This window comes from Streptomyces sp. NPDC021012 (assembly GCF_044333355.1).
In the GTDB taxonomy this organism is placed as follows: Bacteria; Actinomycetota; Actinomycetes; order Streptomycetales; family Streptomycetaceae; genus Streptomyces.
Genome location: NZ_JBIRQU010000003.1, coordinates 392,769 through 407,363 on the forward strand (window position 1 = coordinate 392,769; position 14,595 = coordinate 407,363).

Annotated in this window: 14 protein-coding genes; 8 read left to right on the forward strand and 6 right to left on the reverse strand. The window is 73.8% G+C overall.

Annotated features, from left to right (window positions below):
- Window positions 1–57 precede the first annotated feature (57 nt).
- Window positions 58–1,401, reverse strand: coding sequence for a 6-phospho-beta-glucosidase (locus ACH4TP_RS11630; protein ID WP_398437244.1), 1,344 nt, complete (start codon window positions 1,399–1,401; stop codon window positions 58–60).
- 116 nt (window positions 1,402–1,517) lie between these two features.
- On the opposite strand from ACH4TP_RS11630, the gene ACH4TP_RS11635 reads away from it, so the two are divergent.
- Window positions 1,518–1,955, forward strand: coding sequence for a YchJ family protein (locus ACH4TP_RS11635; protein WP_398437245.1), 438 nt, complete (start codon window positions 1,518–1,520; stop codon window positions 1,953–1,955).
- Between the two features lie 21 nt (window positions 1,956–1,976).
- Here the strand turns inward: ACH4TP_RS11635 and ACH4TP_RS11640 are convergent, their stop codons facing one another.
- The 3 genes from ACH4TP_RS11640 to ACH4TP_RS11650 all read right to left on the reverse strand — a co-directional run bounded on the left by ACH4TP_RS11640 (window position 1,977) and on the right by ACH4TP_RS11650 (window position 5,755).
- Window positions 1,977–4,070 (reverse strand): MDR family MFS transporter, encoded by a 2,094-nt coding sequence (locus tag ACH4TP_RS11640; RefSeq protein WP_398437246.1) that lies wholly within the window; start codon window positions 4,068–4,070, stop codon window positions 1,977–1,979.
- Between the two features lie 64 nt (window positions 4,071–4,134).
- The gene (locus ACH4TP_RS11645; RefSeq protein ID WP_389231290.1) at window positions 4,135–4,329 is read right to left on the reverse strand and encodes a hypothetical protein; all 195 of its coding nucleotides are present in this window, start codon (window positions 4,327–4,329) and stop codon (window positions 4,135–4,137) included.
- Window positions 4,330–4,696: 367 nt separating this feature from the next.
- Window positions 4,697–5,755: an ATP-dependent DNA ligase gene (locus ACH4TP_RS11650; protein WP_398437248.1), complete on the reverse strand. Its 1,059-nt coding sequence runs from the start codon at window positions 5,753–5,755 to the stop codon at window positions 4,697–4,699.
- Between the two features lie 52 nt (window positions 5,756–5,807).
- On the opposite strand from ACH4TP_RS11650, the gene ligD reads away from it, so the two are divergent.
- Both ligD and ACH4TP_RS11660 read left to right on the forward strand, forming a co-directional pair.
- Window positions 5,808–6,845 carry a non-homologous end-joining DNA ligase gene (gene ligD, locus ACH4TP_RS11655; protein ID WP_398437250.1) on the forward strand — a complete coding sequence of 346 codons (1,038 nt, stop codon included), beginning with the start codon at window positions 5,808–5,810 and terminating at the stop codon, window positions 6,843–6,845.
- Window positions 6,846–6,955: 110 nt separating this feature from the next.
- A complete protein-coding gene (locus tag ACH4TP_RS11660; RefSeq protein ID WP_398437252.1) occupies window positions 6,956–7,858 on the forward strand; it encodes an alpha/beta hydrolase in 903 nt (300 codons plus the stop codon).
- A 66-nt stretch (window positions 7,859–7,924) separates the two neighbouring features.
- Here ACH4TP_RS11660 and ACH4TP_RS11665 read toward each other — a convergent pair whose 3' ends face one another.
- Together ACH4TP_RS11665 and ACH4TP_RS11670 are read right to left on the reverse strand one after the other, a co-directional pair.
- Window positions 7,925–8,611, reverse strand: coding sequence for a TetR/AcrR family transcriptional regulator (locus tag ACH4TP_RS11665; RefSeq protein WP_398437253.1), 687 nt, complete (start codon window positions 8,609–8,611; stop codon window positions 7,925–7,927).
- Window positions 8,612–8,666: 55 nt separating this feature from the next.
- Window positions 8,667–9,458: an IclR family transcriptional regulator gene (locus tag ACH4TP_RS11670; RefSeq protein ID WP_389230743.1), complete on the reverse strand. Its 792-nt coding sequence runs from the start codon at window positions 9,456–9,458 to the stop codon at window positions 8,667–8,669.
- A gap of 579 nt (window positions 9,459–10,037) precedes the next feature.
- Here ACH4TP_RS11670 and ACH4TP_RS11675 point away from each other — a divergent pair.
- From ACH4TP_RS11675 to ACH4TP_RS11695, 5 genes are read left to right on the forward strand one after another with little or no spacing between them, the layout of a single operon-like run.
- The gene (locus tag ACH4TP_RS11675; protein WP_398437255.1) at window positions 10,038–11,093 is read left to right on the forward strand and encodes an ABC transporter substrate-binding protein; all 1,056 of its coding nucleotides are present in this window, start codon (window positions 10,038–10,040) and stop codon (window positions 11,091–11,093) included.
- Between the two features lie 45 nt (window positions 11,094–11,138).
- On the forward strand, window positions 11,139–12,152 hold the full coding sequence (locus ACH4TP_RS11680) for an ABC transporter substrate-binding protein (RefSeq protein ID WP_398437257.1): 1,014 nt from the start codon (window positions 11,139–11,141) through the stop codon (window positions 12,150–12,152).
- Entirely contained in the window at window positions 12,149–12,994 is an 846-nt protein-coding gene (locus ACH4TP_RS11685) for an ABC transporter permease (protein ID WP_398192160.1), read from the forward strand. The genes ACH4TP_RS11680 and ACH4TP_RS11685 overlap by 4 nt, the downstream gene beginning before the upstream one ends.
- Window positions 12,991–13,734 carry an ABC transporter ATP-binding protein gene (locus ACH4TP_RS11690; protein WP_398437259.1) on the forward strand — a complete coding sequence of 248 codons (744 nt, stop codon included), beginning with the start codon at window positions 12,991–12,993 and terminating at the stop codon, window positions 13,732–13,734. The genes ACH4TP_RS11685 and ACH4TP_RS11690 overlap by 4 nt, the downstream gene beginning before the upstream one ends.
- Window positions 13,731–14,594, forward strand: a complete 864-nt coding sequence (locus ACH4TP_RS11695; RefSeq protein ID WP_398437262.1) for an ABC transporter substrate-binding protein — start codon at window positions 13,731–13,733, stop codon at window positions 14,592–14,594. The genes ACH4TP_RS11690 and ACH4TP_RS11695 overlap by 4 nt, the downstream gene beginning before the upstream one ends.
- Window position 14,595 lies beyond the last annotated feature (1 nt).

Genomic DNA, 14,595 nt, shown 5'->3' on the forward strand with positions numbered 1-14,595 from the left:
CCGCGCCCCCGACCGCGTAAAGGTGTTCGTCAGCCGTCCGTTCGCCGACCGGCCATCTCAGCTTCGCAGCCAGGCAAGGCCCGGGTGCTCCGCCGTGTAGCCCTCCACCAGACGGCGGGCCACCGCCACCGAGTCCACCAGCGGGTGCAGCGCGAAGGCCTTGACGGCCGTCGCCCGCGAGCCGCTCTCCACGGCGGCGAGGACCTCGCGCTCCACGGCCTTCACCGCCGTCACCAGTCCGACGGCGTGGTACGGCAGCGGGGCCACCGACACCGGGTGGGCACCGTTCGCGTCCACGAAGCACGGCACCTCGATCACCGCGTCCGCGTCGAGCACGGACAGCGTCGAGCCGTTGCGCACGTTGAGGATCAGCGTGGTCCGCTCGTCCCGGGCGATCGCCCGCATGAGCGCCAGCGCCACCTTCTCGTAGCCGCCCGACTCCAGGTCCTCCTCGTCGCGCTCCCCGATCCCGGCGGCCTCCCGGTTGGCGGCCATGTACGTGGCCTCCCGGTCGGCGAGCGTACGGTGCCAGGCGTCGAGCGCGGGCGTGTCGGGCTTGCCCATCTCCTGGTAGAAGGCGCCCTGCTGGTCGCGCAGATAGGCTCCGCGCGTCCGCTCGGCCGTCCGGTAGGCGTGGACCGCCTCCCGGTTGAAGTAGTAGTAGTGCAGGTACTCGTTGGGGACCGCGCCGAGCGAGCGCAGCCAGTCCGGGCCGAAGAGCCGGCCCTCCTCGAAGGAGCCGAGCTTCTCCTCGTCGGCGAGCAGCCGCGGCAGCACGTCCTGTCCGCCGACCCGCAGCCCGCGCAGCCAGCCCAGGTGGTTGAGGCCCACGTAGTCGATCCAGGCCTCGTCCGGGTTCGCGCCCAGGACGCGGGCGACCCGGCGGCCGAGGCCCACGGGGGAGTCGCAGATGCCGATGACCCGGTCGCCGAGCACCCGGGACATGGCCTCGGTGACCAGGCCGGCCGGGTTGGTGAAGTTGATGACCCAGGCGTCGGGGGCGAGTTCGGCGATCCTCCGGGCGATCCGCACGGCCACGGGCACGGTCCGCAGCCCGTACGCGATGCCGCCCGCGCCCACCGTCTCCTGGCCGAGCACGCCCTCGTCGAGCGCGATCCGCTCGTCGGCCGCCCTGCCCTCCAGGCCTCCCACCCGGATCGCGGAGAACACGAAGTCCGCCCCGCGCAGCGCCTCGTCCAGCTCCGTCGTCGCCGTCACCGCCGGCGCGTCCGGCACCCCCTCCGCCTGGTCCGCGAGGACCCGCGCGATGGCCGAGAGCCGCCCCTCGTCGAGGTCGTACAGGGTGACGTGGGTGACCCGCCCCTCGGCGTGGTCGCCGAGGAGAGCGCCGTACACCAGCGGCACCCGGAATCCGCCGCCTCCGAGAATCGTCAGTTTCATGCTTCGTACGCTACTCGGACGGGCCCTCTGAGCAGGGGGGATTCCGGGACGCCGTCCACGCCGGCGTCCACGTCCCGGGCGTCCGTCCCCCGCGAGGGGTGGGGGACAATGGCGTCATGTCCCGACGCAAGACCCGCCCCCGCACGTCCCCGGCCGCCCCCGCCGTGACCGCGACCTCGCCCTGCCCCTGCGGTCTCGACGCCGTGTACGGCGCGTGCTGCGGCCGCTTCCACTCGGGCGGCGGCACGGCGCCGACCGCCGAGCTCCTCATGCGCTCCCGCTACAGCGCCTTCGTCGTCCGCGACGAGGCGTATCTGCTGCGCACCTGGGCGCCGGAGACGCGGCCGGGCGAGGTCGACTTCGACCCGGGGATGCGCTGGGCGGGCCTGGAGATCGAGGAGACCGGCGAGGGCACCGCCTTCCACCAGCACGGCACCGTCACCTTCACGGCCCGTTACGTCCACGGCGGCGAGCCCGGCGCCCTGCACGAGCGGAGCCGGTTCGCCCGCCACGAGGGCGCGTGGGTGTACGTGGACGGCGACTTCGCCGAGTAGGGCGAAGGCGAGCGGCGGGGCTCAGCGGGCGCCCACGCCCGCCGTCACCCGTTCCCTCGGGATCCCGTGCGCGAGGTCCTCGGCGACGATCTTCTTGGCGATGGCGTCCGTCGCCCTCCGCAGCTCGGGCCCGCTGGGGCGGCCGCGCTCCTGCTCGACCCGGTCGGCCAGCCAGTCGCCCCAGGCGCGGGTGATGACCTCCGCCTCGCGCTTGCCGGCCGGGGTGTGGGAGAGCAGATTGCCGTCCCGGGTCAGGAAGCCCTCGTCGACCATCCGGTCGAAGACCGGCAGGAGCACCTCCGGCGGCACCCTCCGGCCGGCCGAGATCAGGCCCAGGCTGGCGTGTCCGACGGTCCGGGTGTAGAGCTCGACCTGCATGACCGCCCAGGCCCCGGCGAAGTCGAGCCGGGTGTCGGAGCCGACGACGATCCGGCGGGCGGTGTCCATGTCCTGGCGCCGCAGGATCCGGCCGACGGAGAGTTCGAGGAGCTTCTCCGAGTCGCCGGACATGGTGGGGGAGCCGAAGCCCTCGCCCATGTCGGGGGCGGCGGAGCGGGCCGAGTCGCGCAGCTCCACCTGCTTGAGGAAGAGGGCGACGACGAAGCCTACGGCCGCGACCGGCACCGTCCAGAGGAAGACGGTCTGGAGGGTGTCCGCGTACGCCTGGACGATCGGCTCGGCGATCCGCGGGGGCAGCTTGTGGAGTCCGGCCGGGCTCTGCGCGGCCTTCGCGACCACGGCCGGGTTCACCCCGAGGCTCCCGGCGACGGCGGCGGCCTCGCCGATGCCCGCGGTGAGGTTGGGCTTGAGGGAGTTGGCGTAGATCGTGCCGAAGACGGCCGTGCCGAAGGAGCTGCCGAGGGTGCGGAAGAAGGTGACGCCGGAGGTGGCGGTGCCGAGGTCGGCGTAGTCGACGGTGTTCTGCACGGCGATGGTCAGGACCTGCATGCACAGGCCGATGCCGACGCCGAGGACGAACATGTACAGCGACTCCAGGCCGGTGCCGGTGTCCGGCCCCATGAGCGAGAGCAGGAAGAGGCCGACGCCCATCACCAGGCAGCCGACGATGGGGAAGACCCGGTAGTGGCCGGTCTTGCTGACGACGTTGCCGCTGAAGATGGAGGCGATCAGCAGGCCGACGACCATGGGGAGGGTGCGGATGCCGGACATGGTCGCCGACTCCCCGTCGACGTACTGCAGATAGGTCGGCAGGAAGGTCATCGCGCCGAGCATGGCGAAGCCGACGACGAAGCTGAGCACCGAGCAGACGGTGAAGACCGGGTTCCGGAAGAGCCGCATGGGCAGCATGGGTTCGGCCGCCCGGGTCTCCACCCAGCAGAACAGGCCCAGGGCGACGATGCCGCCCACGAAGAGCCCGATGATGACGCCGGAGCCCCAGGCGTACTCGTTGCCGCCCCAGCTGGTCGCCAGGATCAGGGCGCTGGAGCCGATCGCGACCAGCGCGATGCCCAGGTAGTCGATGACCGGCCGGCTCGCCGAGCGCACCGAGGGGATCGTCCGGGCGGCGGCGATGACGACCAGGATCGCGATCGGCACGTTCACGTAGAACGCCCAGCGCCAGCTGGCGTGGTCGGTGAACAGGCCGCCGAGGAGCGGCCCGATGACCGTCGAGACGCCGAACACGGCCCCGATCGCGCCCTGGTACTTGCCGCGTTCGCGCAGCGGGATCACATCGGCGATGAGCGCCATCGAGGTGACCATCAGACCGCCGGCGCCGATGCCCTGGAGGCCGCGCCAGACGATCAGCAGCGTCATGTTGGTGGCGAGACCGCAGAGGAACGAGCCGGTGATGAAGACGACCGCGGAGATCTGGAAGATCACCTTGCGGCCGAAGAGATCGCCGAACTTGCCGACGAGGACGGTCGCGACGGTCTCGGCGAGCAGGTACGAGGTGACCACCCACGACATGTGGGCGGCCCCGCCGAGGTCCGAGACGATCGTGGGCAGGGCGGTGCCGACGATCGTCTGGTCGAGGGCGGCGAGGAGGACGCCCAGCATGATCGTGCCGAAGACGATGTTGCGGCGGCGGCTGTCGAGCACGGGTGGCTCGGTGGCGGCCGGGGGCGCGGGCGCTGCGTCGCTGGTCGTGGTCACGTTCGCAGCGTCACACCGTCACCGCCCCCGCGCATGTGGGGGACGGCCGGACGGGTGTACTCCGTCAGGGCGTGACGGGCAGCTGGGGGTGGTGCTTGGCGAGGATCTTGTTGGCCCGCGCGAGGGCGGCGAGGGCGTGCTCGCGGTCCGCCCGGTCCTCCGCGCAGAGCGGCCCCCGGAAGCTGTACACCTCGCGCGCCGCGCAGTCCGCGTCGACCTCGGCCTGGAGGACGTGGAGCGGCAGACAGGCGCCGATCATCGCGGCCACGCTGTCGGGGATCGGGACGGGAACGAGGCGCGAGGGCGAGGTGATCACGGGTCAGTCCTAGTCGGTCCGGGAAGGATGGGGAAGGGTCTCCTCTCCATACGTACCGGATCGCGGTACGGGTTCCGGCACGGCTCTGTCGCGCTCCGGCAACGGCGGCGCGGGACGGCGGAGGGGCGGGCGGGCCGGACCGGGCGACCGGTGGCCGGATGTTTACGCAGGTACGGGGCCGGGCGGCGGCCGTCGCATATGTCCCCCGCCCTTGCGCGCCGCCCGGAGGTCCGGGCGGGCGCGGACGGCTCGGGGATGCCGGGTGTGTGGCATATCACGTTGCGGCCCGACGGCTCTCCGGGAGGGACGCCTACGCGAGGACCTCGGCCAGGTCGTACGAGACGGGCTCGTCCAGCTGCCCGTAGCCGCAGGACTCCGGCGTCCGGTCCGGGCGCCACCGCTTGAACTGGGCGGTGTGCCGGAAGCGGTCCCCCTCCATGTGGTCGTAGCCGACCTCGCAGACCCGTTCCGGCCGCAGCGCCACCCACGACAGGTCCTTCCCGCCCGACCAGCGGCTCGGCGCGCCCGGCAGCCTGGCCTCCTCGTGCGCGGCCTCGTCCGTCCATGCCGCCCACGGGTGCCCGTCCGAGGGGTCCGTCCGGAGCGGCTCCAGCTCCTCGACGAGCTCGGCGCGGCGGGCGGCGGTGAAGGCCGCGCACACGCCGACGTGCTGGAGGACGCCCCCGTCGTCGTACAGGCCGAGCAGCAGCGAGCCGACGACCCGCCCGCTCTTGTGGAAGCGGTATCCGGCCACGACGACGTCGGCCGTCCGCTCGTGCTTGATCTTGTACATCAGGCGGGCGTCCGGCCGGTACGGCAGGTCGAGCGGCTTGGCCACCACCCCGTCGAGCCCGGCGCCCTCGTACCGCTCGAACCAGCGGGCGGCGAGCTCGGGGTCCCGCGTCGCCGACGCCAGGTGGACCGGCGCCTCCACGCCGTCGAGGACCCGCTCCAGGGCCTCCCGGCGCCCGCTCAGCGGGGTGTCGAGCAGGGAGTCGTCCCCGAGGGCGAGCAGGTCGAAGGCGACGAACCGGGCCGGGCTGGTCTCCGCGAGCAGCCGCACCCGGGAGTCCGCCGGGTGGATCCGCTCGGCGAGCCGGTCGAAGTCGAGCCGCCCGTCGTGCTCGATCACGATCTCCCCGTCGACGACGCACCGCTCCGGCAGCCGCGCCGCGAGCGCCTCGACCAGCTCGGGGAAGTACCGGGTGAGCGGCTTCCCCGTACGGCTGCCGATGACGAGCTCCGGCCCGTCCCGGTGCACGATCGCGCGGAAGCCGTCCCACTTCGCCTCGTACTGCATCCCGGGCGGGATGTGCTTCACGGACTTGGCGAGCATCGGTTTCACGGGCGGCATCACCGGAAGGTCCATGGGGTGATTGTCCGGTATGCGGGAGTCGTGGGCGAGGCCTAGGCTGGCCGGCATGGCAGGCAGGGCGGCAGCGGTGGAGATCGAGGTCGGCGGCCGGACCGTGCGGGTCTCCCACCCGGACAAGGTGTACTTCCCCGAGCCCGGCTACACCAAGATGGACCTGGTCCGGTACTACCTGGCCGTGGGCGACGGCATCACCCGCGCCCTGCGGAACCGCCCCACCACCCTGGAGCGCTACCCCGACGGGGTGGCCGGCGGGTCCTTCTTCCAGAAGCACGCCCCGAAGTACCTGCCCGACTGGATCCCGACGGCCCGCGTCGCCTTCCCCAGCGGCCGCTCGGCGGACGAGCTGTGCCCCACCGAGCCGGCGGCCGTGCTCTGGGCGGCCAACCTCGGCGCCGTCACCTTCCATCCCTGGCCGGTGCGCCGGGACGACACCGACCATCCCGACGAGCTCCGCATCGACCTCGACCCGCAGCCGGGCACGGACTACGCCGACGCCGTCCGCGCCGCCCACGAACTGCGCGCGGTCCTCGACGAGCACGGGCTGCGCGGCTGGCCGAAGACCTCGGGGGGCCGGGGCCTCCACGTCTTCGTGCCGATCGCGCCCGCATGGACGTTCACGCAGGTCAGGCGGGCGGCGATCGCCTGCGGGCGTGAGCTGGAGCGGCGGATGCCGGAGCGGGTCACGACGAGGTGGTGGAAGGAGGAGCGCGGGGAGCGGATCTTCGTCGACTACAACCAGGCGGCCCGGGACCGCACGATCGCCTCCGCCTACTCCGTACGCCCCCGCCCGCACGCCCCCGTCTCGGCGCCGCTGCGCTGGGAGGAGATCGACGAGGCCGTGCCGCGGGACTTCGACATCAGGACGATGCCGGTCCGGTACGCGGAGGTCGGCGACGTCCACGCGGACATGGACGACGAGCGGTTCGGTCTGGAGTCCCTGCTCGAACTGGCCCGGCGGGACGAGGCGGAACGCGGCCTGGGCGACCTGCCCTACCCGCCGGAGTACCCGAAGATGCCGGGCGAGCCGAAGCGGGTGCAGCCGAGCCGGGCGAAGGGGGAGCCCGGGGGGGCCACGGAGGAGTGAGGGCCGGGGACGCCTCCGGGTGGGCTTCCCGGCCCTCGTCGCCCACTCTAAAACAATACGAACGGTCGTGCTAGCATTTTTCCCATCCAGGACGACCGAGGAGATCCGGCATGTACCCGATGGCTCCGCTCATCCGCACCGCCCTGAACGCCACCGCGCGCGTCGCCCCCGGCCCGGCCGGCCGCTGGGCCTTCCACCTCTTCGTCCGCCCCCTCGGCAGGGCGAAGGCGAAGCCGGGGGAGCAGGCGCTCCTCGCCGCCGCCCGCACCGGGACCCTCCGCGTCCGGGGCGAGGAGGTCGTCACCTATGCCTGGGGCGACGGGCGGCGGCCCGTCCTCCTCGTCCACGGCTGGTCCTCCCGCGGCTCACGGCTCGGCGCCTTCGCCGAGGAGCTCCTCGCGCGCGGGTACAGCCCCGTCGCCTTCGACGCGCCCGGCCACGGCGAGTCCTCGGGCAGAGCCGCCAACATCGTCGAATACCGGGAGATCATCCGGGAGTTGCACGCCCGGCACGGCGACTTCGAGGCCGTCGTCGCCCACTCCTTCGGCGTCCTCGCCTCGCTCTTCGCCCTCCGCGACGGAGTCCGCACGGCCCGCTTCGTGGGCCTCGGCGGCGTCGGTTCCTTCGACATGCTCCTGAAGGGCTTCCAGGCCGGACTGGGCCTGGACGACCGGGTGATGCGAGCCATGCGCGCGTACGTCGAGCGGCACCTCGCCCCCGGCGAGCCCGGCGTCTGGGACCGCTTCGGCGCCGACCACGCCCCGGACGAACTCGGCGCGCCCGTCCTGCTGTTCCACGACGAGGGCGACGACACGGTGCCCCCGGAGCAGGGGCGGTTCCTCGCCCGGGCCCACGGCGAGCGGGCCAGGCTCGTCGTCACCCGGGGCCTCGGCCACCGCCGCATCCTCAGGGATCCCGACGTCGTGGCCGAGGCGGTGGAGTTCATGACCGCCGGTTCCGTTCCGGAGCCGACGGCCGGTGCGCGCGAGGGGGTCGGCTCGACGGCGTCGTGACCGTCGACCGGCCGGGGTGGTGCGAGGCCGGCCGGGTGGTGCGAGGCCGGCCGGGTCCTTCCCGGCTCAGGCTTCGTCGGTTCGGGCTTCTGCGGTGAGCGCCGCCCGGCCCCTGTCCGTGGCCGAGGAGAGCAGCCGGGCCGTGATGCCGCGCTCGGCGCGGGCGTACGCCCCCGGGTCGCCGAACAGCACGGAGCGCGCGTTGGCCGCCTCCATGAGGGCGATCACCTCGAAGGCCAGCTGCTCCACGTCCAGGTCCTCGGCGAACTCCCCGACGGCGCGCGCCTCCGTCAGGGCCCCCTCCACGTAGGCCGTCCAGTCCCGGCGGGTCCCGGCGACGGCGTCGTGGACCGGACCCGTGCGGGCGTCGAACTCGGCCGAGACCGCGTAGAAGAAGCAGCCGCCGGCGAAGACCCGTTCCGCGGAGTACGCGAGCCAGTTCCGGCACAGCTCGCGCACCCGTCGGGTGCCCGGCGGCAGGTCCTTCAGCGGGGCGACGACGCGCTCGGCGAAGACGGCGACGGCGGCCCTGACGGTGGCGAGCTGGAGCTCCTCCTTGGAGCCGAAGAGGGCGAAGACACCGCTCTTGCTCAGCTCCAGCTCGGTCGCGATCCGTCCCAGGGAGAGCCCTTCGAGCCCCTCGACCGAGGCGATGTCCATCGTCCGGCCGAGGACGAGGCGCCGGGTCTGGTTGCCCCGCTCGACGCGCCCGTCGGTCCTGGTCCCGGTGCCGCTTCCGGTGCTGCCGCTCATGACCCCATCGTACTGAACGCACGACCGTGCGGACATCTCGGCGCCGCCCCGGGGGCTACCCCGCCCGCTCCGGGTCCCGCCGCTCCGACGGGGCGAGCAGCAGCACCTCCAGGGCCCGCGCGCAGGCCCGCGCCTGAGCCAGGTACCAGTCGAGCCGCGCGTCGGTGATCAGCTCCGGGGTCGCGCGAACCGCGAGCGCGAACCGCGCGCACCCCGTGCGCTCCAGGACCGGTACGGCCACGGTCCGCACCCCGAGGGCCGACTCGCCGTCGTTCAGCGCGTACCCCGCCTCCCGTACGCGCGCCAACTCGGCCGCAAGGGCGGGAGGTTCGACGATGGTCCGCTCGGTGAACGCGTACAGCGGGGGCAGCGAGCGCGGGCCCGCCTCGCCCGCCCGGGGCCACGCGAGCAGCACCTTCCCGAGCGCCGTCGAGTGCAGCGGCCGGCGCAGGCCCACCTTCGGGGTCACCGACCCGCCCGCCACGATCACCGCGTGCGGGCCGCTGCGCAGCGCCAGGTCGGCCGTCGCGCCGGTCCGTTCGGCCAGATCGGACAGCTCGGGAGCCGCCAGGTGCAGCCCCCGCTGGTGGTACGAGAGACGGCCCAGCTCCGTCATCGCCGGACCGAGCCGGTAGCGCGCGGTCCGGGCGTCCTGCTCCAGGAATCCCGCGCCGAGCAGGGTGCGGGCGAGCCGGTGCGCCGTCGAGGTGGAGAGGCCGAGCCTGCGCGCGAGGTCGGAGGCGCTCAGGTCGGGCCCGTTGTCGTGGAAACAGTGCAGCACGTCCAGTGCGCGGCGGACCGCCTGGGCGCCCGCCGGGGGTCGCACGATGCCGGCCTCGGTCGTCATAGGGGTCGTCATAGGGTTCGCTCCCCGTGGGTGATCGGGCTCCCACGCTCCCACATGGCGGGAGCCGAATCGGGCCGCGGGCGGGGTCGGAAACACTCCGTTCATACGCAATCCCACATCGTGGGAGCCGAGTTGTGGACGGCGGAGCGGCCGTGGCAAGGTTCCGGCCAGGACAGCCCAGCGGCAGCGACCCGGAAGGAGCCGGCAGGCGATGAACGCACGACACATACCGCTCGCCCTCACCCGGCGCCGCCACATCGACCTGGCGCGCGTCACCGGCACCGGCTGTCGCTGACCCGGGGCCTCCGCCGACGCGCCGTGCCGCAGCTTTCGCGCCACGCCGTCGGCGCCACACGCACCTCATGCGCCGTCGGCACCACACGCACCTCACATGCTGAGGGCGCCGTACGCGCCTCATGCGCCGGGGGCGCCGTAAGCCCACGCCCGCCGGTCCTCCACCGGTCCGCAGGCCTGCTCTCCTCCTGCTCCCCTCCTCTTCTTCCTCCTTCTCCTGCCCCTTCTGCTTCCGGCCGCGCCCCGCCGCCGTCTCCCGACCCACCACACCCCGGGATGCCCTCCATGACGTACGCCCGCGTTCCCGACACGCTCTGGTTCACCCGCTGCCCCGTCCCCACCGCCACCGGCGTCGCCGCCGACCGGGGCTGGCTGGCCGAGGAGTTCGCCCCGGACGGCATCGCCGTCCGCTCGCTCCAGGACGCCGACCCCGGCGCCGACCGCGCCACCCACTTCACCCACGCCCTGCCCGGGCTCTTCCGCGAGGGCGGCAACGTGCCCGCGCTGTGGGCCCGTTCGCGCGGCGAGCGGACCCGGCTCGTCGGGCTCACCTGGATCGAGGAGCGCCAGGTGGTGCTCGTCGCCCCCGGCTCCCCGGTGCGCGGGGCCGCCGCCCTGCGCGGACTCCGGCTCGCCGTGCCCCGCCACTCCGTGCCCATCGACTTCTGGCGGGCGATGGCCCTGCGCGGCTTCGAGGGCGCCCTCGCCTCGGCGGGGTACGGACTCGACGACGCCGTCCTCGTCGACGTACCGGCCGACGGTCATCAGGGGCAGTGGGCCGCCGGCCTCGACGCCCTGCGCCGGGGCGAGGTCGACGCCGTCTACGTGAAGGGGGCCCTCGCCGTCGAGGCGGCGCGGCGCGCCGGTGCCGAGGTGGCCGTCGAGCTGGACGACCTGCCCGACCCCGCGCACCGCGTCAACAACGGCACCCCGCGCCCCCTCACCGTCCACCAGGACCTCCTGGACGCGCACCCCGAGCTCGTCGCCCGCTTCCTCTCCGTACTGCTCCGCGCCGCCGACTGGGCCGCCGGCGAGCCCGCCGAGGTCGCCCGGATCCTCGGCGCCGAGACCGGGGCGGGCGCCGAGGGCGTCGCCGGCGCCTACCGGCCCGGCACCCACCGCACCCTCCACCCGGACCTGTCCGGCACCCGCCTCGACCTGCTCGCCCGGCAGGAGGAGGCCCTGCGCACCCACGGCTTCCTGCCCGAGGCCGTGGACGTACGGGCCTGGGCCGACCCGGAGCCCCTGCGCCGCGCCCACCTGCTCGCGACCGCCGCCGCACCAGCGGCGCCCGCGCAGGAACCGTCCGCGCCGCGACCGTCCGCGCAGCCCGTCCCGTAACACCACCCGCCCCGCACGCCCCTCGATCCCCGGAGGACGACCGCCATGCGCCCACTGACCACCCCGCTCGCCGCTCTGGCGGCCCTCGCCGCCCTCACCACCCTCACCGCCTGCGGCGGCACGGCCGAGGACGGCGAAGCGAAGGGGAAGAAGAGCGGGGAGGGAACGGTCACCGTCCGCATCCCCGACCCCGGCAACGCGGGCGTCCTCGCCCGGGGGAAGAAGGACGGCAGCCTCGACAAGGCCCTCGCCGCCGTCGGCGCCAAGGTCGCCTGGACCGGCAGCGCCGGGCCCTTCGCCCCGGCCGCCCAGGCGATGAACGCCGACCAGCTCGACATCGCGACCGGCTCCATCACCTCCGGCATCACCTCCCTCTCCCAGAGCCCCGGCTTCGCCTTCTTCACCGCCACCGACCCCGACCCCGTCGGCGAGGGCATCCTCGTCCGCGAGGGCTCGGACATCGCCTCCGTCCAGGACCTCGTCGGCCGCAAGGTCGCCGTGAACAAGGGCGGCACCGGCGAGTACCTGCTCCTCAAGGCGCTCGCCAAGGCCGGGATCCCCGCCGACAAGGTCGAGCGCGTCTATCTGCGCCCCGACCAGACCGCCGCCGTCTTCAACGCCGGACAGGTCGACGCCTGGGCCGTCTGGTCCACGTACGCCGTCGCCGAGATCGGCAGCGGCAAGGCCCGGTTCGTCGCCGACGGCACCGCCATCAGCTCTGACAACTACAGCCTCAACGCCGTCCGTACGGGCTTCGCCAAGGACCACCCCGAGATCGTCAAGGCGCTCTACGCCTACCTCCACGAGCACAGCGCCGAGGAGAAGAAGGACCCGGCCGCCTACCTCAACGTCTTCACCGACGCCGGCCCCACCGCCCTGAACGGCAAGGCCAAGGACGTCCAGATCGCCTTCACCGCCAAGGGCGGGACGGTCGACCCCATCGGCCCCGAGGACATCGAGCGCTTCGAGACCGTGGCCCGGTTCTACGCCGACCAGAAGGTCACCCCGGGCAAGGTCGACATCGCCGCCCACCTCCTCGACGTGGAGAAGCTGTCATGACGGCCGCCACCGGCGAAGGGGAGCGCACGGACGGGCTGGTCGCCCCGCGCCCACCCGTCCGCCGCGCCCGCCCCCGCACCTACGTCGTCACCGTCCGCGCCCTCGGCCCCGTCGCCCTGCTCGCCCTCTGGTGGGCCTCCTCCGCCACCGGCCTCCTGACCCCCGACGTCCTCGCCTCGCCCCCGCAGGTCCTCGACGCCGTAGGGGAGTTGTGGGGCAACGGGCAGCTGCCCGACGCGCTCGCCACCTCCCTCACCCGCTCCGGCCTCGGCCTCGTCATCGGTCTCGCCGCCGGACTGGTCCTCGGCATCACCACCGGCTTCACCCGCCTCGGCGACGAACTCCTCGACTCCTCCCTCCAGACCCTCCGCACCATCCCCTTCCTCTCCCTCGTCCCCCTCTTCATGGTCTGGTTCGGGATCAACGAGACGGCGAAGATCCTGCTCATCGCCGTCGCCACCACCTTCCCCATGTACGTCTCCACCACCGGCGGCGTCCGCGACACCGACCGCAAGCTCGTCGAGGCCATGCGCAGCTTCGGCCTCGGCCGGCTCGCGATCGTCCGCCAGGTCGTCCTGCCCGGCGCGCTGCCCTCGCTCCTCGCCGGACTGCGGCTGTCCATGACGCTCAGCGTCATCGCGCTGATCGCCGCCGAGGAGATCAACGCCACCGAGGGCATCGGCTATCTGATGTCCCAGGCCCAGAGCTACGCCCGCACCGACATCCTCGCCGTCTGCATCCTCGTCTACGGACTTCTCGGCCTCACCGCCGACGTGTTCGTCCGCGGCCTGGAGCGGATCCTCATGCCCTGGCGCACCGCCGGACCGGGAGGGACCACATGACCGCCGTACGCGTACGGGGACTGCGCCGGGTCTTCGGCGACCGCGCCGTCCTCGACGGCCTCGACCTCACCATCGGGCGCGGCGAGTTCGTCGCCCTCCTCGGCGCCAGCGGCAGCGGCAAGACCACCCTGCTGCGCATCCTCGGCGCCCTCGACGGAGCCGACGGGGGAGAGGCCCTGGTCCCCGCCGTCCGCACCATCGTCTTCCAGGAGCCCCGCCTCATCCCCTCCAAGAGGGTCCTCGCCAACGTCACCGTCGGGCTGCCGCGCGGCGCGGAGACCCGGGCGACCGGCCTGCGGGCGCTCGCCGAGGTCGGCCTGGAGCGGCATGCCGAAGCCTGGCCGGCGACCCTCTCCGGCGGCGAGGCCCAGCGCGTGGCCCTGGCCAGGGCCCTGGTCCGCGAGCCCGAACTCCTGCTGCTCGACGAGCCGTTCGCCGCGCTCGACGCGCTGACCCGGCTCCGCATGCAGGACCTGGTCGGCGAACTGCGCCGGATCCACCGGCCGGCCGTCCTGCTCGTCACCCATGACGTCGACGAGGCCGTACGGCTCGCCGACCGGGTGGCCGTCCTGCGCGACGGGCGGCTCGTCACCGACGAAGCCGTGACCGTGCCCCGTCCCCGCGACCCCGGCGACCCGGCCTTCGTGGCCCTGCGCCGCCGCCTCCTCGCCGACCTCGGCGTCCACGCCCCCGAGGAACCGTCCACCACCGTCCCGTCTCTCGAAGGAGTCTCCGCATGACCGTCGTCATCGGTGTCCACCGCAGCAACCCCTCCCTCTACCACCTCTCCCGCCTCGGCTACGCGGAGGAGGAGCTCGCGGCCCTCGGCGAGACCGTGACCTGGCACCCGTACACCGACGGCGTCCGCACCGGTGCCTTCCTCGCCGAGGGCACCATCGACTTCGGCGGCACCGGCTCCACCCCGCCGGTCACCGCGCAGGCCGCGGGCCACGACATCGTCTACACGGCCGTCTCCGCGCCCCGCCCCGACCACGGCGCCCTCCTCGTCCCCGAGGACAGCCCGGTCCGCGCCGTCGCCGACCTCAAGGGCGGCACCGTCCACCTCGCCGTCGGCTCCTGGCAGACCCACCTCGTCGCCAAGGCCCTGGACGACGCCGGCCTCTCGTACGCCACCGACATCACCCCCGTCCGCGCGGACGGGGACAGCGAGGCGAAGCTGCGCGCCGGGGAGATCACCGCCTGGGTCGCCCAGGGCGCCGAGCTCGCCGCCGCCCGCCGCACCGGCGGCCTGCGGACCCTGATCCGTACCGGCGAGGTCATCAGCGACCGGTCCGTCTTCTTCACCCGCCGCGACCTGGCCGAGCAGCGGCCCGAGCTCGTCGAGGTGCTCACCCGGGCGCTGCGGCGGGCCGACGCGTGGGCCGCCGCGCACCCGCGCGAGGCCGCCGAGCTCGCCGCCGCCGACCAGGGCGGCACGGTCGAGGACTGGGAGACCGCGCTGAAGGCCCTGCCCTGGACCATCGAGGAGGTCACGGAGGAGTTCATCGCCGAGCAGCAGCGGGCCGCCGACATCTTCCACCGCACCGGATTCGTCGACCGCGCGATCACCGTCGCCGACGCCCTGCCCCGAAAGGCCTGAC